This is a genomic window from Craterilacuibacter sp. RT1T, assembly GCF_023502145.1.
Taxonomy (GTDB): domain Bacteria; phylum Pseudomonadota; class Gammaproteobacteria; order Burkholderiales; family Chromobacteriaceae; genus Craterilacuibacter.
The window spans coordinates 452,018-468,792 of record NZ_JAMFLI010000002.1 but is presented as its reverse complement, the minus strand read 5'-3'; the positions used below and the strand labels follow the sequence as shown (position 1 = coordinate 468,792).

Here is a 16,775-nt window from a genome sequence, read left to right as displayed (position 1 = left end):
CACTATGCAACGCATTGTATTGATAGGTGGCAGCGGATTTGTTGGCCGGCATATTGCCGAAATGCTGAGTCGGCGCGGCATGCAGCTGACTATTGCCAGCCGCCGGCCGGAACGCATCAAGGCCCTGTCCACCCTGCCCGGCGTCACGCTTGTCGCCTGTGACGTACACGACAGCGCGGCGCTCTACGCGCTGATCGCCGGCCACGACGCGGTCATCAGCATGGTGGGCATCCTGCATGGCTCGCACCGCGCGTTTGAAGTCGCCCATGTCGAACTGGTGGAAAAAATCGTCCGCGCCATGCAGCAGACCGGCATCCAGCGCCTGATCCATATCAGCGCACTGGGGGCGGATGCGCACGGACCGTCGGACTACCAGCAAACCAAGGCACGCGGCGAGCGGGTGATCATGCAAAGCCGTCTGGCGTGGACCATCCTGCGCCCTTCGGTGGTGTTCGCCCACGACGATGCCTTTCTTAATATGTTTGCCCGCCTGCTGTCGGTGTTGCCGGTGCTGCCGCTGGCCGGTGCCGACACCTGTTTCGCCCCGGTATGGGCCGATGATGTGGCACGCGCTGTCGCCGCCTGTCTGGAGCGGCCTGCCAGCATAGGCCAGACGCTGGAGCTGACCGGCCCGCACCGCTACCGTTTGCGCGAACTGGTGGCCTATGTAGGCGAGCTCACCGGCCACCCGCGCACCGTGATCGGCCTGCCGGACGGTCTGGCCATGCTGCAAGCCGGCATCATGGAATGCCTGCCCGGCCCCGCCCTGATCAGCCGCGACAATGTAAAATCGCTGCGTGTCGACAATGTCAGCCTGGCGCCTTTCCCGAGTGAGCTGCTGGGTTTTTGCCCCAGCGCGCTGGAAGCGGTCGCGCCGGGTTGGCTGGGCGAAGACGAACGCAATACGCGCCTGGCGCGCTGGAGAGAACGGGAATGAAGCTGTATGTCGTAGGCGGCGCGGTACGCGACCGTTTATTGGGGCGCGCGGTGGTGGATCGCGACTGGGTGGTGGTCGGCAGCAGTGCCGCACAGATGCAGGCACAGGGCTTTCGCCCGGTCGGGCGCGACTTTCCGGTATTCCTGCACCCGCTCACGCACGAAGAATACGCACTGGCGCGCACCGAACGCAAAACGGGCGCCGGTTATCACGGCTTTGTCTTTCACGCCGCCCCCGATGTCACGCTGGAGCAGGATCTGGCACGGCGCGACCTGACCATCAACGCCATCGCCGAAGACGAAGACGGCCGCCTGACCGACCCCTATGGCGGACAGGCAGACCTTGCCGCCGGCATCTTGCGCCATGTCAGCCCCGCCTTTGCCGAAGATCCGGTGCGCATCCTGCGGCTGGCGCGTTTTGCCGCCCGCTTCGGCTTTGCCCTTGCGCCCGAGACGCTGGCGCTGATGCGCCAGATGGTGGACAACGGCGAAGTGGATGCGCTGGTGCCGGAACGGGTATGGCAGGAAGTGGCGCGCGGCCTGATGGAAGACACACCCTCGCGCATGTTCAAGGTTCTGCGCGAGTGCGGGGCACTGGCGCGCGTCCTGCCCGAAGTGGATGCACTGTTCGGTGTGCCGCAGCGCGCCGACTACCACCCCGAAATCGACACCGGCGATCATGTCATGCGCGTCATCGACACCGCCGCGCAAAGTGGTGCGCCACTGATGGTACGTTTTGCCTGTCTGACCCATGATCTGGGCAAGGCGCTGACCCCGGCCGATATTCTGCCGCGCCATATCGGCCACGAGACGCGCGGCGAGAAACCGCTACTGGCGCTATGCGAGCGCCTGCGCGTGCCGGCCGAATGCCGCGACCTGGCGCGCATTACCGTGCTCTACCACACCAAGGTACATATCGCGCCTGAAATGCGCGCCGACACCATACTGCGCCTGCTGCGCGATTGCGATGCGCTGCGCCGCCCCGAGCGTTTCCACGAGATGTTGTCGGCCTGCGTGGCCGATGCGCGCGGCCGCCTGGGCTTCGAGCATTGCCTGTATCCGCAAGCCGGCTATCTGGCCGATTTGCTGCACGCGGCGCGCAACGTCGACGCAGGCGCCGTGGCGCAAGGTTGTGCCAATAAGCGCGACATCCCGCATGCCGTCGACGCCGCCCGCATCCATGCTATCGAGCATGCCCGCGCGCAGCACCCGCTACACAGTAAATAAGGCTTAGCGGCACCACTGCTGCTCGCACGGTTCGCCGTCGTGGTTGCCATCCATCTGCGCGCCCGGACAATTTTCCAGGAAGAAGGTCGCTTCCTCGCAGGACGTCATCTACGCGCACTGGGTGCGCCCGTCGCAACTGAAGCGGCTGACCGTTACCGGCGTGGTGGCCGGTGCAAGCCATGCGGCCTCTTGCACACCGGGAACGGACGCCTCACGCCCTGACAATTGCGCGAGATAGGGCTGGCCCCAAGGACTTAAACAGGCGGCCACCAGCAGCACATTAAGCACGACGGTTGCCTTGAAGGCCGACTGAAAGGCCGGCTTGACCGTCTTGTGCCGCAACAGCTTTTGCGCCACCAGTGCGCCGGGCCAACCGCCTAATAGCGCGCATAAGTGCAGCGTGCCCTCGCGGGTGCGCCAGCGCCCGCCTTGCGCTGCGGCCTTGTCTTTCCAGTAGAGCAAAAAAGCCAGCACGCTCAATGCGCCGTAGACCTGCAAAACCAGCATGGGCATGCGCCCCAGCCACACCGAGATGCCCAGCAAGGCAAAACACAGCGGCGCCAGCAACAAGGGCCAACCGTTTGCCTTGCTCAGTGCTGCTTGCCCGGCGCGCTGCGGGTAGACAATGTCCACGGCAGCAAGCCGCCCCTGTGCATCTTTCTCGACCCGGTACACGATCAGATCGCCGTCACCTGGGCGGCGGCTGCGATCCTCGAAGGCCTTGATATGCACAAAAGCGCGCTCGCCACCGCCATTGGGCGTCACAAAACCAAAACCCTGCGCGTCTTTCCACTGGTGAATCCTGCCTTGATAGCGCATCTAGCTGCATCCTGATCTGTATTGCGCGCCATTGTAAGACGGCGACGCATGCTACCCAAAATGGTTTTTTGATTGCGCTGAATTCCCTAGGCCCAACATTCAGTACGGGCACGACACGTACTGTAATAGCCAAGCAGTCACGCCACACTCGCTACTACATTCGCACCTTGAAATGACATAAACCAATCGCTATGACTAGCTGATCAGAGTTTCGACTCTTCAAGCGCAGGTAAATGCCATGCCGACTACAGAAAACGCCATTGCCGAACTGAAAGCCGTGATTGAAGCGCGAGGCCTCAAGCAGGTGAAAGTCGCCCTGTTCGATATCGACGGTGCCATGGTCGGTAAATATATGGCGCGCGACAAATTCCTCGCCGCGCTGGATAACGGCTTCGGATTTTGTGATGTGGTGTTCGGCTGGGATATGGCGGACAAGCTTTACGACAACACAAAGCTGACGGGCTGGGGCCAGGGTTACGGCGATGTACAGATCCGCCTGCTGCCTGCCTCCTGGCGCGAACTGCCGCTGGAAGACAATATGATTATGGTGCAAGGTGAAGTCAGCGGACGGCTGGAGTGTCTGTGTCCGCGCGGTGTCTTGCGCCGGGTACTGGAGCGTATTGCTGCTCAGGGTTTTTCGGTTAAGGCCGGTTTCGAGTATGAGTTTTTAGTCACCGACGAGGATCACTCTGCGCTGCAGGCCAGGCGCTATCGCGATCCCAAGCCGCTAGGCACCGGCGCATCCGGCTACTCGGTGCTGCGCAATTCGGTAAACACCGATTTTTACCGTGGTCTGCTTGCCTTGTGTGACGGCATGGCAATGCCGATCGAAGGCTTGCACGAAGAAACCGGACCGGGCGCGCTGGAAGCGGCCTTATGCTACGGCGACGCACTGCATGCCGCCGACAACGCGGCCATATTCAAGACCTTTGCCAAGGTTTTGGCCCAGAAACAGGGGCGCATGGTGTCGTTCATGGCGAAGTGGAACGAGAACCACGCAGGCCAAGGCGGGCATATGCATATCTCGCTGCAGCACGCCGACGGCAGCAATGCTTTTCATGATCCGGGGACGGACCACGGCATCAGCACACTGCAACAGCATTTTATCGGCGGCCTGCAGCGCTATATGCGCGACATCACCGCCACCGCGGCCCCCACCATCAACAGTTTTCGCCGGCTGGTGCCCGGTTACTGGGCGCCGACCCAGGCGCTGTGGGGCATAGACAACCGCACCGTCGCCATTCGCGCCATTCCCGGCACCAGCAAAAGCCAGCGCATCGAATACCGCCTGCCCGGTGCCGATGCCAACCCTTATCTTGCGCTGGCCGGCGCACTTGCCGCCGGCTTTGCCGGTATCAATGAAAAAATCATGCCTGAGGCGCCCATCGCGGCCAACGGTTACCAATTCGATGCCAAACCCCATCTCAAGCTGCCATACACCCTGCACGGTGCAGCCCAATGCCTGCGTAGCTCGAGCATGGCACGCGACTGGCTGGGCGACGATTTTGTCGATCATTACGCGGCCACCCGCGAATGGGAAGAAAGGGAATTCCAGCGCTACGTGACCGACTGGGAATTGCAACGCTACTTCGAGGTGATCTGATGAAAAACGGCTTCGAGGTCATTTCCCCGATAGATGGCTGCGTGTTACTCAGCCGCGAATATAACAGCCCCCTGCAAGTAAGCCAGGCGCTGGATGCGGCACAGGGCGCACAAGGGCCATGGTCCGCCATGCCCGTCGAGGCACGCATTTTATTACTGGAGCAGGCCGTTGACGCGCTGGTCGCGATGAAACCGCGCATCGCCGACGCCATCACGCGCCAGATCGGCCGCCCCATTGCCCATTCTCCCTTTGAAGTCAGGGGGCTGGAGGAGCGCGCCCGCACCATGCTATCGATGGCCGCAGAAGCGCTTGCCGACATCACGCTGCCCATCAAAGCCGGCTTTCGCCGCTTCTTGCGGCGCACACCACTGGGCACCGTACTGGTACTGGCACCGTGGAACTACCCTTTTCTCACCGCGCTGAACGGCATTATTCCGGCACTTGCCGCCGGCAATACTGTGCTACTTAAGCATTCCAGCCAGACACCGCTGGCTGCCGAGTTGCTTGTTGAAGCTTTTGCCAGCGCGGGGCTGCCCGAAGGTGTCTTCCAGAGCCTGCAACTGGATCACGCCTCGACACTGAAGCTGGTGGCAAACGGCTCGATTGATTTTGTAGCCTTCACCGGTTCGGTTGAAGGTGGACGCGCCATCGAAAAGGCTGCCGCCGGACGCTTTATCGGCGTCGGTCTGGAATTGGGTGGCAAGGATTCGGCTTATGTGCGCGCCGATGCCGAGCTTGAACGCGCAGTCGAAAATCTGGTCGATGGCGCTTTTTTCAACGCTGGTCAATCCTGCTGCGGCATCGAGCGCATCTATGTAGATGCCGCGCTTTATCCGCCCTTTGTCGAGGCTTTTGTCGAAACCACACGCCAGTACCGGCTGGGCAATCCGCTGGATAGCGCGACCACGCTAGGGCCCATGGTGCGCGCGCAGGCCGCCGCATTCGTGCGCGGCCAGATTGCCGAAGCACTCGCCAGCGGCGCACAGGCACACATAGACCCCGCGCACTTCGCCGCCGATGCGCCCGGCAGCGCCTATCTGGCGCCACAGGTTTTAACCCGCGTCAATCACCGCATGCGTGTCATGCACGAGGAGAGTTTCGGGCCCCTCGTCGGCATCATGCCGGTCTCTTCCGATGGCGAAGCTTTGCAACTGATGAACGACAGCCGCTACGGGCTGACCGCATCGATCTGGACCGGTGACGAAGACGCCGCCATCAGGCTTGGCGAACAGTTGCAAACCGGCACCGTCTTTATGAACCGCTGCGACTATCTCGACCCGATGCTGGCCTGGACCGGCGTCAAAGATAGCGGCCGTGGCGTGTCATTGTCGGCGCAGGCCTACGCGCAACTGACGCGCATCAAATCCTTCCACCTGAAAGACTGATCATGACGCTTGCCGGAAACTGGAACTACCCGACGGCCATCTGTTTTGGAGCCGGCCGGCTCAAGGCGCTGGCCGGCTTGTGCAAAAGCAGCCATATCAGCCACCCTTTGGTCGTCACCGACCCGGCGCTGGCCACACTTCCCCCGGTGCAGGCTTTGATGGCAGAGCTGGACAGTGCCGGCATACGCTACGCGCTATTTCATGAGCTACGCCCCAACCCGCTTGGGCGCGACGTCGAGGCAGGCGTCGCCGCCTTTCGAAGTGGCGGGCACGATGGTGTCATTGCCATCGGCGGGGGCAGCGCGCTGGACGTGGGCAAGACCATTGCCCTGATGGCCGGACAAACGCGGCCGCTATGGGATTTTGAAGATGTGGGAGACAACTGGACACGGGTTGACGTGGCGGGCATGGCACCGCTTATCGCCCTGCCCACGACGGCCGGCACGGGCTCCGAAGTCGGCCGCGCCGCACTGATCATCAACGAACGCGAGGCGCGCAAGGTCATCATTTTCCACCCCAAGATGCTGCCGCAGCAGGTCATCGCCGACCCTGAGCTGAGCATAGGCCTGCCGCCCAGCCTGACTGCCGCCACCGGCATCGATGCCTTCGTGCACAATTTCGAAGCCTTTTGTGCGCCGGGCTACCACCCCATGGCCGACGGCATTGCACTGGAAGGCATGCGCCTAGTCCATGGCTACTTGCAACGTGCGGTAGACAATGGCCATGACCTCGAGGCGCGCGCCCAGATGCTGGCCGCATCCATAATGGGTGCCACCGCATTTCAAAAGGGCCTCGGTGCCGTCCATGCCCTGGCCCACCCCATAGGTGCGGTGTTCAATATTCATCATGGCCTGGCCAACGCCATTCTCCTGCCCTATGTCATGCAACGAAACCGCAGTGCGATTCATGACAAGCTGAATCAGCTAGCGCGGGTACTGACATTGCCAGGTACAGGTTTTGACGCCGTTTATGACTGGGTGCTGCAGCTGCGCGCTGCTTGCGCCATTCCCGACACACTGGCAGCCATTGGTCTGGATAGTCGCCGCGCCGATGAAATCGCCACCATGGCCAAGGCAGACCCAAGCGACAGCGGCAACCCCTGCACGTTAAGCGTTGCCGATTACCGGGCACTTTTCATTGCGGCCACCGAAGGGCTGCACCATGGCTGAGATACGGGTCGGCCTGAGCTGCTACCCGGCAGGCGACGGCCATGGGATGCATGTCCCGACCGAGTATTTGCATGCCGTTGTTCGGGCCGGCGGCGTACCGCTGATGCTGCCGCACACCAGCGGCGAAGAGAGCGAGCGCTGGGCGCACGCCTGGGTCGGGGTACTGGATGCGCTGGTACTGATAGGTGGCGGTGATATCGATCCTGCGCGCCACCGCACCGACACGCACCCGGCGCTTTACAGCCTGAGTGTGGCTCGTGACAACACCGAGCTTGCACTCTTTAACGCGGCACGGCAGCAGCGCTTGCCGACACTGGCGATCTGTCGTGGTTTACAGCTGATCAATGTTGCATGTGGCGGCTCCTTGCATCTGCACTTGCCCGATGTGGTCGGTGATCAGGTAGCGCATCGCGCACCACCACGCCAGCCAACCGCACACCAAGTCCGCATTGCGCCCGCATCACGGCTCGCGGCCTTGATCGGCACACAGGCATATGTTCAATCATGGCACCACCAGGCAATAGACCGCTTGGGAAGCGGCATACGCGCGGTGGCATGGGCAGAAGACGGCGTAATCGAAGCCATCGAAATCGATGGCCATCCCGAGATTTGTGCCGTGCAGTGGCATCCGGAACTTAGCGCGGCAAGCGACGCGCAGCAGCAGGCGCTGTTTGACCATCTCGTCGCATCCGCACGCATGGCCGGCAGCACAGGTAGGCCCCACGAGGAGTAAACATGAGCAAACATCCGCACGATAACGCACAAGCGCCGCTTAGCGAAGACGAAAAGCAGCTGCACAGCATGGGCTACGCGCAGGAGCTGGCGCGGCGCATGAGCGGCTTTTCCAATTTCGCCATTTCCTTTTCCATTATCTGTATCCTCGCCGGCGGCATCACCGCCTTTCCGGCGGCCTTATCGGCCGGGGGCGGGGCATCGGTCGGACTGGGCTGGCTGGTCGGCTCGCTCTTCGTACTGCTGGTGGCGGCTGCCATGTCGCAAATTGCATCGTCTTATCCGACGGCGGGTGGGCTGTATCACTGGGGTTCCATTCTGGGGGGGCGCGGCTACGGCTGGGTCACTGCCTGGTTTAATCTGCTGGGGCTGATTTTTGTTGTTGCCTCGGTCAACTTTGGCGTCTACGACCCCTTCTTCAAAACGCTGATTGCGCCGCTCTTGGGTATCGCGCCGGAAAATCTGACCTGGACGCACCAGACGCTATTTATTGCCGCCATCACCCTGTCTCAGGCCTGGCTTAACCATCTGGGCATCAAGACAACCACCCGCCTGACCGACCTCTCGGGCTATCTGATTTTCTTTGTCTCGCTGCTGCTAACCGTTTCCCTGCTGATCTATGCACCCGGGCCACTGGATTTCACCCGCTTGTTTACGTTCACCAACTTCACCGGCACAGAAGGCAGCCTGTGGCCGCAAAACCAGAATGCACTGCTGGTCTTCCTGTCCGGGCTGCTGCTCACCGTCTATACCCTCACCGGCTACGACGCCTCTGCCCACACCTCGGAAGAAACGCACCATGCCGCGCATAACGTACCCAAAGGCATTATGCTGGCGGTGCTATGGTCTGCGCTGTTCGGTTACATTCTGGTGTCGGTATTCGTTTTGACCCTGCCCAGCATCGGGGAAGGCGTCAAACAAGGGATGGGTTTTTTCTCGGCCCTGCTCTCGCAACTGCCACGCACGCTGCAGGTCACGCTGGGCATAGGCGTATTTGTGGTCAACTATATCTGCGGCCTCGCCTGCCTGACTTCAACCTCGCGCATGGTGTATGCCTTTGCCCGCGATGGCGGCCTGCCCTTCTCGCACCAGCTCAAGCAGGTCCATCCCATCCACCGCACACCGGGTACGGCCATTTGGGTCAGTGCCGTGCTCGCCATTGCCGCCACCTTGTATGGTGACGCCTTTATCGTGCTCTCTACCGCCTGCGCCGTGCTGCTGTATATCTCCTATGTGCTGCCGATTGCCGCAGGCATTTTTGCCGAAGGACGCAGCTGGAAGCATAAGGGGCCGTTCAATCTTTACAGTTGGTCGCGGCCGGTAGCCGTGCTGGCCACCATAGGCGGCGCGGTACTGGTTTTTGTCGGCATTCAGCCGCCAAACGAGAAGGTGCTGCATATCAGCCTTGCCCTATTACTGGTGCTGGGCGTGTTCTGGCATCTGCTCGGCGTCAAGAAGCACTTCAAGGGCCCGCCGGTTGGCGCGCGTATCGGCGCCCATCAAGCACATATCCGCGAGATCGAACGCGAGCTGGAAAAGCCCTGAACGCCTGATGCTGCTGCGCTTATAGCGCGCTGAAAGTATCCCAGCCCAGCTTGCCAATCAGCACGCTTATCAAAATCAGAAACAGGATACGCACAAAGCCGGCACCCTTTTTCAGCGCAAGATGGGTGCCGACCATAGCGCCGGCCATATTGCAAGCGGCCATGGGCAGCGCGAAACCGAACAGCACATTGCCGCTGGGGATGAAAAACAGCAGGGCCGCCACATTGGTCGACAGATTGACCACCTTGGCGGCGGCCGAAGCATGCAGAAAATCAAAGGCAAAGAAGCGGATAAACAAGAACATCAGAAAGCTGCCGGTTCCCGGCCCGAACAGACCGTCGTAAAAGCCGATGGCGCCACCAATCAGCAGGCCGACCAGCATCTCGCGCCGCCCTATTGTCACCGGCTTGTGCAACTGGCCAAAATCCTTTTTCCATAGCGTATACACCGCCATCACGATCAGCAGCAGCAGCACCATGGGGCGCAAGATGTCTTTAGGCAGGAAGCTGACCGTCGCGGCGCCGGCAAACGACATGGCAAAAGCGGCACAAGCGGCCGGCAGCACCAGACGCCACGGCAGCCTGACCCGCGCCAGATAACTGCGTGCGGCAGACAAGGTGCCGATGGCCGAGGCAAACTTGTTGGTGCCAAACAGCGTGGCGGCCGAAGTATTCGGCAGGATATTGAATAGCGCCGGAATCTGGATCAGGCCGCCACCACCCACAGCAGCATCGATCAGGCCGGCCATAAAGGCAAAAAAGCACAAAAAAGCGAGCGATAACACAAGGGACTCCTAGATGCAGGCGTCCATTCTATGCTTTTGAGCTTATAAATACCCTCTTTCGATCAAAATATCATGCACTGACCGGCAAAGACGGCCAGCGCCGGGCCAGCCCTTCGAAACACTGGTCGGCCACAATCGCCAGCCCCGCCACCAGCAGTGCGCCCTGAATGACATAGGCGGTATTAAAACCGCTTAAGCCAACCAGAATAGGCAGGCCCAGTGTTTTAGCGCCAACGGTCGAGGCGATCGCTGCCGTGCCGATATTGATCACCACCGAGACCCGCACCCCGGCCAGAATCACCGGCGCCGCCAGCGGCAACTCGACCTTGAGCAAAAGCTGGCGCGACCCGAACCCCATGCCGCGCGCGGCCTCCGTGACCGTTGCCGGCACCGAGGCCAAGCCGGCCATGGTGCCCTGCACCACCGGCAAGATGCCGTACAGCACCAGCGCAATCAGTGCCGGCGCCTCGCCAAAGCCGATCAGCGGCGTGGCAATCGCCAGCACCGCCACCGGCGGAAATGACTGGCTCAGTGCCAGCACACTATCGAGCAAGGGGCGAAATGCCTGCCCGTGCGGCCGGCTGGCCCAGGCCCCCAACCCCATGCCCAGCGACACCGCGATCAGGCTGGAAGCCGAGACGATGGCCAGATGCGACAGCAGCAAGCGGGCAAAGGACTCCTGCAGGTACAGCGGACGCTCAAGCTCGGGAAAGAGGGATGAAAACAGTGCGCTGCTATAGGGCAAGGCCAGCGTCAGCGCCAGCAAGACCGCGCCCGACAGCAGGGCGCCCCGGTAATCACGCCAGCGCTTCATCTGTCCCCGCCGATCAGGTCGGAAAAATGCAGGCTGCCTATCAATTGCCCGCTCTCGTTTGCCACCGGCAAACAATCCACCTGACGGCTGACAAACAGCGACAGCGCCTCGCGCAAAGAGCAGTGGCTGGCGATGGGCTCGCCGGCCACGCGCTCGTTCGCCCGCATGCGCTCGCCAACAGCTTGCAGCCCCAGCAGGCGCAAGCCGGCCTCGCCCTGCCCGACAAACTCGCGCACCCAGTCATTGGCCGGCGCGCGCAAAATGGCTTGTGGCGTGCCCTGTTGCACGATACGGCCCTGATCCAGCAACACCAGCCGCGTCCCCAGACGCAAGGCCTCGTCAATATCATGCGTGACCAGCACAATCGTCTTGCCCGAGCGCGCATGGATCTCCCACAAGGCCTGCTGCAAACTGCTGCGCGTCAGCGGGTCGAGCGCGGCAAAGGGTTCGTCCATCAATAAAACATCCGGATCCGCCGCCAGCGCGCGCGCTACCCCCACCCGCTGCTGCTGCCCGCCGGAAAGCTCATGCGGATAGCGCTGCGCATAGGCTGCAGCCGGCAGCTGCAATAGCGCCAGCAACGCGTCCACCCGCGCGCGTATCCGCGCCTTGGGCCAACCCAGCAGCTGCGGCACGGCGCCTATGTTTTCGGCCACCGTCCAGTGCGGGAACAGGCCGACCGACTGGATGACATAGCCCAGACGCCGGCGCAAAAGCTCGGGTGCACACAGCCGGATATCCTCGCCTTGCAAATGGATGGTGCCGCTATCCGGCTCCAGCAGGCGGTTAAGCAGCCTGAGCAAGGTAGACTTGCCCGAACCCGAACTGCCCACCAGCACCAGCAGCTCCCCTGCATGAATATCCAGCGAGAGCGCTTGCAGCACCGGGCTCGCGCCAAAAGCCTTGCTCAGGCTGCGCACTTCTATCATGGCGCGCGTCATGGTTCTACCTTGAGCAGGCTAAGCGCCAGACGGAATAGCACGTCCAGCAAAAGCGCAAGCAAAACCAGCGGTATCACGCCCAGCAAGACCAGATCCAGCGCGCTACTGGAAAGCCCCTGAAACATGATGCTGCCAAAACCGCCGGCACCGATCAGCGCGGCCACGGCACCCAGCCCGACCGTTTGTACCGCGGTCACCCGTACCCCGCTAAGCCATACCGGCAGTGCCAGCGGCAACTCGGCACGGAAAAACAATTGCGCCGCCGACATGCCGATGCCGCGCCCGGCCTCAAGCACCTCAGGCGCAATCTGCGTAAGCGCAGCAAAACTGCTTCGCGCCATCGGCAGCAAGCCATACAGGGTCAAGGCCACCAGCGCCGGCACCCGCCCCACGCCGGCAATACCCGATTGCGGCCAGTGCGCGCCCAGCCAAGCCAAGGGTGCAATCAGCAAGGCAAACAGTGCGATGGAGGGAATGGTTTGCAGCACGCCAAGGAAGGAAAACAAGGGCTTGCGCCAGACGGGATAGCGATAGGCCACAAGCCCAAGCAGGCTGCCAAACAAAATGGCCGGCAGTACCGAATACACCACCAGCGCCAGATGCTGCCCCAGTGCCAGCGCCAAACTGTCCTGATGGTTGCGGTACTCCTGCGCCAGCGACAGCGCATCCAGACGGCCACGCTCAAGCAGCCAGAGTAGCGGTGCCAGAGCCGCACTTAGCCACAGCATGCGCAGCCTCATGCCGCGCAGCAATTCGGCCAGCAGCAGCCACAACAACAGTTGCAACAACCAGAATCCCCCGCCGAATGACACCCGCAGCAGGCCCTCGCCATCCTGCGCACTTTGCCACTGCGCTTCTTCGCCGCACAAGGCCAGCAAGGCAAAAGACAGCATGGCGCTGCCAAGCAGCAGCAGGCCGCGCCCGGGCGCGCAGGCGGCAAGCCAGGGCGCAGCCAGTAACACCAGAGCCGGCACTAGCAGGGCATAGCGCCAGCCATGCAATAAGGCGGCCAGGCTCACGCCCTGCCCGCTGAGCAGACGGTTGGGCGCGATGCTAAGCAGGGGCAAGCCCAGCGCGGCAAGCCAGGCCGCGCTGATTAAAAACAGGATGACCGGGCTAGTGCGCGGCATGGCCGGGCCTGATCGCCATTACTTGATAAAACCCTTGCTCTTCAGATAGCCGGCGGCCACTTGGGATGCATCTTGCCCTTTTAGCGCAATACTGGCGTTCAAGCGCTGCAAGGTCGGCCCATCCAGCGAACGGAACACCGGTGCCAGCAATTCGCGCACCCGTGGCGCGCGCGCCAGTGCATCACTGCGTATCACCGGCGCCGGGGCATAGACCGGTTGCACCGCGCGCACATCATCCAGCGCCACCAGACCCAAGGCGGCCAAAGGGCCATCGGTGCCATAGGCCATGGCGGCATTCACCTCCGAATTTTTTTCGGCCGCCGCCTTGATGGTGGCCGAGGTGTCGCCACCGGCCAAGGTCAGCAACTGCGGCTGTTTAAGCTTGAAGCCATAGGCTTTTTCAAATGCCGGCAAGGCATCCGGGCGCTCGATAAACTCGGCCGAGGCCGCCAGCTTGAAGCGCCCGCCCTGATTGAGCCAGCGCGCCAGATCGGCCATGGTTTTAAGCCGGTTGGCACTGGCCACATCCTTGCGTACGGCAATCACCCAGGTGTTATTTGCCGGTGCCGGCTGCAGCCACACCAGCTTGTTGCGCGCCAGATCCAGCTGGCGTACCCGCTGATAGCCGGCATCGGCTTTTTTCCAGGCCGGGTCGCTTTCATCGGCAAAAAAGAAAGCGCCATTACCGGTGTACTCGGGGTAGATGTCCAGCTCGCCTGCGGTCAGGGCCGTACGCACCACCTTGGTATTACCCAGCTGCAAACGGTTGGCCGTCTTGATGCCGTTTGCCTCCAGCACCTGAATAATCATATTGCCCAGCAAAGCGCCTTCGGTATCGATTTTGGAGCCAACCTTGAGCGCCTCAGCCGCCTGCACCCCCGAGCCCAGCAACAGGCCGGCCAAGGCAAGACAGGCGCTGCGGCGCGTGAAAACGGACAAAATACGCATCTCTATCTCCTTGCAGCCGGATGGCAACGCCCATGCGCAGCCCACCGAATGCCGAAACAATGAAAAAACCGGATTGAGTCTGTATGCAGGATAGGCTATCCACAAAAAATATTTGGCCGCCGTGCTTGTGTGCGCCCCTTTCCTTGGCCCGCACCAACAACAGTCCATGCAAAAAAAAACCCGTCACTTGGTGACGGGTTTCGCGTGATGCAAGGCTGGCGCTTTACACCAACCGCGCCTTCACATTGCGGCCCTTGACGCGGCCGCCGTCCAGATGCGCCAGCGCTTCCTTGGCGCGTGCGCGCTCGATGGCCACGTAGCTGATATTGTCGCTGACACTGATCTTGCCGATGGCGCTGCCCGGCAGGCCGGCATCACCGGTCAATGCGCCCAGAATGTCGCCCGGACGGATCTTGTCTTTCTTGCCGCCGGTCATGCAGATCAGGGCCATGGCCGGTGCGGCGGCCGGTGCCTTTTGCGCCACCAGCTCTTTCAGATCGCGCCAGTTGGCCGGGCCTTGCTGCTGCACTTCAATCTGCGCCAGACGCTTGCCGTCGCTAGGCACAACCAGACTGAGCGCCAGCCCCTTGTCGTGGCCACGGCCGGTACGGCCAATGCGGTGGATATGAATTTCCGGGTCATGCGCAAGGTCGGCATTCACGACACAGGAGAGCGTCGTGATATCCAGACCACGCGCCGCGACATCGGTCGCCACCAGCACGCTGGCGCACCCGGCGGCAAACTGCAGCAGAATCTCGTCGCGGTCACGCTGTTCCAGATCGCCATACAGCGCCAGCGAAGAAAAGCCCTGCGCGCTCAGGTCGCGCGCCATATTTTTGACCTGCTCCTTGGTGTTGCAAAACACCAGGGTAGAGGCCGGACGGAAGTGCGCCAGTGCCGCCGCCACCGTCGAAATGCGTGCCTCGGGGCTGACCTTGTAAAAGCGCTGCTCGATACGCGAAGTGTCGTTCAGCGATTCCAGACGGATCTGCTCGGGGTTTTTCAGGAAACGGGCCGCCAGTTTGCGGATATTGTCCGGATACGTCGCCGAGAACAGCAAGGTCTGGCGCTTCTTGGCACAGGCATCGACGATGCCGGTGATTTCCTCGTAAAAGCCCATGTCGACCATGCGGTCGGCCTCGTCCAGCACCAAGGTTTCTACCTTGGACAGATCCAGCGTTTCGCGGAACAGATGGTCATGCAGGCGGCCCGGCGTGCCAACCACGATATGGGCACCGTGCGACAGGGAGCCGATCTGCGGGCCCATGGGCGTGCCGCCGGTCAGCGTCACGACCTTGATATTGTCGATCGCGCGCGCCAGGCGGCGGATTTCGCGCGCCACCTGGTCTGCCAGCTCGCGCGTCGGGCACAGCACCAGCGCCTGTACGGCAAACCAGCGCGGATTGATGCGTGACAGCACGCCCAGACCGAAGGCTGCGGTCTTGCCGCTACCGGTCTTGGCCTGTGCGATCAGGTCACCGCCGGACAGAATCACCGGCAAGGCGCGAGCCTGAATAGGCGTCATCTGGTGGTAACCCAGACCGTCGAGATTGGAGAGCAAGGGGGCCGACAGCCCCAGCGATGAAAATTCCGTTTTGTTCACAATGACTTGGCGCGCTACATAGAAAGGTCGCAGAGTGTAGCAGGATGGCGCCGTTCTGACCAATTGCATGTCGGTTGACGGCTAAATGCCAAGCTACCATAGTCAAATCAAATCAGGTTAAGAACGATAACGATACATTAGCATCACTCGACGCGCGCTCATCCAGCCAAAGGGATACACCATGCACAAACAGCCCATTATTTTTGATACCGATCCGGGACTGGACGACGCAATCGCCCTGCTCTTTTTGCTGGGCGCGCGGGATGAAATCGACTTGCTGGGCATTACCTGCGTCGCCGGCAATGTCGGCATAGAAGCCGTCAGCCGCAACGCGCGCATCGTATGCGAATGGGCCGCGCGCAGCGACATCAAGGTTTACGCCGGAGCTGCCCGGCCTTTGGTGCGCCCGCTGGTCACCGCCGAGCATGTACACGGCAAGACCGGCATGGAAGGCGCGCCCATGCATGAGCCGGCCATGCCCTTGCAAGCTGCGCATGCCGTCGACTTCATGATCGATACCTTGCGGCGCGAGCCAGCCGGCACGGTCACGCTATGCCCGGTCGGCCCGCTGACCAATATTGCGCTGGCGCTATTGAAGGCGCCGGACATCGCCTCGCGCATCAAAGAGATCGTACTGATGGGCGGCGCCTATTTCGAAGGCGGCAATGTCACCCCCTCGGCCGAATTCAATTTCTATGTCGACCCGCATGCGGCGCAACAGGTGCTGCATGCCGGCATTCCCCTGGTCATGCTGCCGCTGGATGTGACCCACAAAGCCTGTACATCGGCGTCGCGCGTCGCCGCCCTGTCGTCGCTGCCCAACCATTGCGGCCCGTTGGCGGCGTCGCTGCTGACCAGTTTCGAGCGCCATGATGTGCAGAAATACGGCCAGATGGGCGCACCGCTACACGATCCGTGCGCCATCGCCTGGCTGCTGGCCCCCGAGCTGTTCAGCGGCCGCCAGGTCAATGTCGAAGTCGAAACCGATAGCCCGCTGACTCAAGGCCATTGCGCGGTTGACTGGTGGGGCACGACCGGCCGATCCCGCAACGCGCTTTACCTGACCGAAGTGGATGCCGACGCGATGTTCGCGCGCATGGCACAAGCCATGGCCAAACTGCCCTGAAACCGGTATTTTT

The 16,775-nt window shown here is 61.8% G+C and carries 16 protein-coding genes; 8 read left to right on the top strand and 8 right to left on the bottom strand.

Features of this window, described 5'->3' with window-relative positions; translation table 11 throughout:
* Positions 1 to 4: 4 nt before the first annotated feature.
* Together M3P88_RS06035 and M3P88_RS06030 are read left to right on the top strand one after the other, a co-directional pair.
* Positions 5 to 937 (top strand): complex I NDUFA9 subunit family protein, encoded by a 933-nt coding sequence (locus M3P88_RS06035; RefSeq protein ID WP_249615137.1) that lies wholly within the window; start codon positions 5 to 7, stop codon positions 935 to 937.
* Entirely contained in the window at positions 934 to 2,163 is a 1,230-nt protein-coding gene (locus M3P88_RS06030) for a multifunctional CCA addition/repair protein (protein WP_249615136.1), read from the top strand. The genes M3P88_RS06035 and M3P88_RS06030 overlap by 4 nt, the downstream gene beginning before the upstream one ends.
* Before the next feature lie 3 nt (positions 2,164 to 2,166).
* Here the strand turns inward: M3P88_RS06030 and M3P88_RS06025 are convergent, their stop codons facing one another.
* Both M3P88_RS06025 and M3P88_RS06020 read right to left on the bottom strand, forming a co-directional pair.
* Positions 2,167 to 2,271, bottom strand: a complete 105-nt coding sequence (locus tag M3P88_RS06025; RefSeq protein ID WP_249615135.1) for an excalibur calcium-binding domain-containing protein — start codon at positions 2,269 to 2,271, stop codon at positions 2,167 to 2,169.
* Complete coding sequence (locus tag M3P88_RS06020; protein WP_249615134.1) at positions 2,272 to 2,982, bottom strand: DUF1294 domain-containing protein; 711 nt, start codon at positions 2,980 to 2,982, stop codon at positions 2,272 to 2,274.
* 238 nt (positions 2,983 to 3,220) lie between these two features.
* On the opposite strand from M3P88_RS06020, the gene M3P88_RS06015 reads away from it, so the two are divergent.
* From M3P88_RS06015 to M3P88_RS05995, 5 genes are read left to right on the top strand one after another with little or no spacing between them, the layout of a single operon-like run.
* Positions 3,221 to 4,585, top strand: coding sequence for a glutamine synthetase family protein (locus M3P88_RS06015; protein ID WP_249615133.1), 1,365 nt, complete (start codon positions 3,221 to 3,223; stop codon positions 4,583 to 4,585).
* The gene (locus M3P88_RS06010; protein ID WP_249615132.1) at positions 4,585 to 5,970 is read left to right on the top strand and encodes an aldehyde dehydrogenase family protein; all 1,386 of its coding nucleotides are present in this window, start codon (positions 4,585 to 4,587) and stop codon (positions 5,968 to 5,970) included. Before M3P88_RS06015 ends, M3P88_RS06010 begins: the two co-directional genes overlap by 1 nt.
* Before the next feature lie 2 nt (positions 5,971 to 5,972).
* Complete coding sequence (locus tag M3P88_RS06005; RefSeq protein ID WP_249615131.1) at positions 5,973 to 7,139, top strand: iron-containing alcohol dehydrogenase; 1,167 nt, start codon at positions 5,973 to 5,975, stop codon at positions 7,137 to 7,139.
* Positions 7,132 to 7,872 (top strand): gamma-glutamyl-gamma-aminobutyrate hydrolase family protein, encoded by a 741-nt coding sequence (locus M3P88_RS06000; RefSeq protein ID WP_249615130.1) that lies wholly within the window; start codon positions 7,132 to 7,134, stop codon positions 7,870 to 7,872. The genes M3P88_RS06005 and M3P88_RS06000 overlap by 8 nt, the downstream gene beginning before the upstream one ends.
* A gap of 2 nt (positions 7,873 to 7,874) precedes the next feature.
* Positions 7,875 to 9,416 (top strand): amino acid permease, encoded by a 1,542-nt coding sequence (locus tag M3P88_RS05995; RefSeq protein WP_249615129.1) that lies wholly within the window; start codon positions 7,875 to 7,877, stop codon positions 9,414 to 9,416.
* 19 nt (positions 9,417 to 9,435) lie between these two features.
* Here M3P88_RS05995 and M3P88_RS05990 read toward each other — a convergent pair whose 3' ends face one another.
* The 6 genes from M3P88_RS05990 to dbpA all read right to left on the bottom strand — a co-directional run bounded on the left by M3P88_RS05990 (position 9,436) and on the right by dbpA (position 15,636).
* Positions 9,436 to 10,200 carry a sulfite exporter TauE/SafE family protein gene (locus tag M3P88_RS05990; protein WP_249615128.1) on the bottom strand — a complete coding sequence of 255 codons (765 nt, stop codon included), beginning with the start codon at positions 10,198 to 10,200 and terminating at the stop codon, positions 9,436 to 9,438.
* 70 nt (positions 10,201 to 10,270) lie between these two features.
* Positions 10,271 to 11,014, bottom strand: a complete 744-nt coding sequence (locus M3P88_RS05985; RefSeq protein ID WP_249615127.1) for an ABC transporter permease — start codon at positions 11,012 to 11,014, stop codon at positions 10,271 to 10,273.
* Positions 11,011 to 11,955, bottom strand: a complete 945-nt coding sequence (locus tag M3P88_RS05980) for an ABC transporter ATP-binding protein (protein WP_283773120.1) — start codon at positions 11,953 to 11,955, stop codon at positions 11,011 to 11,013. Before M3P88_RS05980 ends, M3P88_RS05985 begins: the two co-directional genes overlap by 4 nt.
* On the bottom strand, positions 11,952 to 13,085 hold the full coding sequence (locus M3P88_RS05975) for an ABC transporter permease (protein WP_249615126.1): 1,134 nt from the start codon (positions 13,083 to 13,085) through the stop codon (positions 11,952 to 11,954). The genes M3P88_RS05980 and M3P88_RS05975 overlap by 4 nt, the downstream gene beginning before the upstream one ends.
* 18 nt (positions 13,086 to 13,103) lie before the next feature.
* Positions 13,104 to 14,033 carry a glycine betaine ABC transporter substrate-binding protein OsmF gene (gene osmF / locus M3P88_RS05970; RefSeq protein ID WP_249615125.1) on the bottom strand — a complete coding sequence of 310 codons (930 nt, stop codon included), beginning with the start codon at positions 14,031 to 14,033 and terminating at the stop codon, positions 13,104 to 13,106.
* A 223-nt stretch (positions 14,034 to 14,256) separates the two neighbouring features.
* Positions 14,257 to 15,636 carry an ATP-dependent RNA helicase DbpA gene (gene dbpA / locus M3P88_RS05965; RefSeq protein WP_249615124.1) on the bottom strand — a complete coding sequence of 460 codons (1,380 nt, stop codon included), beginning with the start codon at positions 15,634 to 15,636 and terminating at the stop codon, positions 14,257 to 14,259.
* A 181-nt stretch (positions 15,637 to 15,817) separates the two neighbouring features.
* On the opposite strand from dbpA, the gene M3P88_RS05960 reads away from it, so the two are divergent.
* Positions 15,818 to 16,762 carry a nucleoside hydrolase gene (locus tag M3P88_RS05960; RefSeq protein ID WP_249615123.1) on the top strand — a complete coding sequence of 315 codons (945 nt, stop codon included), beginning with the start codon at positions 15,818 to 15,820 and terminating at the stop codon, positions 16,760 to 16,762.
* Positions 16,763 to 16,775 lie beyond the last annotated feature (13 nt).

Coding starts and splice junctions, on each gene's coding strand:
- M3P88_RS05980 (WP_283773120.1), bottom strand. CDS start 11,955: ATGACGCGCGCCATGATAGAAGTGCGCAGCCTGAGCAAGGCTTTTGGC.
- M3P88_RS05995 (WP_249615129.1), top strand. CDS start 7,875: ATGAGCAAACATCCGCACGATAACGCACAAGCGCCGCTTAGCGAAGAC.
- M3P88_RS05985 (WP_249615127.1), bottom strand. CDS start 11,014: ATGAAGCGCTGGCGTGATTACCGGGGCGCCCTGCTGTCGGGCGCGGTC.
- M3P88_RS06000 (WP_249615130.1), top strand. CDS start 7,132: ATGGCTGAGATACGGGTCGGCCTGAGCTGCTACCCGGCAGGCGACGGC.
- M3P88_RS06035 (WP_249615137.1), top strand. CDS start 5: ATGCAACGCATTGTATTGATAGGTGGCAGCGGATTTGTTGGCCGGCAT.
- M3P88_RS06020 (WP_249615134.1), bottom strand. CDS start 2,982: ATGCGCTATCAAGGCAGGATTCACCAGTGGAAAGACGCGCAGGGTTTT.
- M3P88_RS05960 (WP_249615123.1), top strand. CDS start 15,818: ATGCACAAACAGCCCATTATTTTTGATACCGATCCGGGACTGGACGAC.
- M3P88_RS06025 (WP_249615135.1), bottom strand. CDS start 2,271: ATGACGTCCTGCGAGGAAGCGACCTTCTTCCTGGAAAATTGTCCGGGC.
- osmF (WP_249615125.1), bottom strand. CDS start 14,033: ATGCGTATTTTGTCCGTTTTCACGCGCCGCAGCGCCTGTCTTGCCTTG.
- M3P88_RS06015 (WP_249615133.1), top strand. CDS start 3,221: ATGCCGACTACAGAAAACGCCATTGCCGAACTGAAAGCCGTGATTGAA.
- M3P88_RS06030 (WP_249615136.1), top strand. CDS start 934: ATGAAGCTGTATGTCGTAGGCGGCGCGGTACGCGACCGTTTATTGGGG.
- M3P88_RS05975 (WP_249615126.1), bottom strand. CDS start 13,085: ATGCCGCGCACTAGCCCGGTCATCCTGTTTTTAATCAGCGCGGCCTGG.
- M3P88_RS06010 (WP_249615132.1), top strand. CDS start 4,585: ATGAAAAACGGCTTCGAGGTCATTTCCCCGATAGATGGCTGCGTGTTA.
- M3P88_RS06005 (WP_249615131.1), top strand. CDS start 5,973: ATGACGCTTGCCGGAAACTGGAACTACCCGACGGCCATCTGTTTTGGA.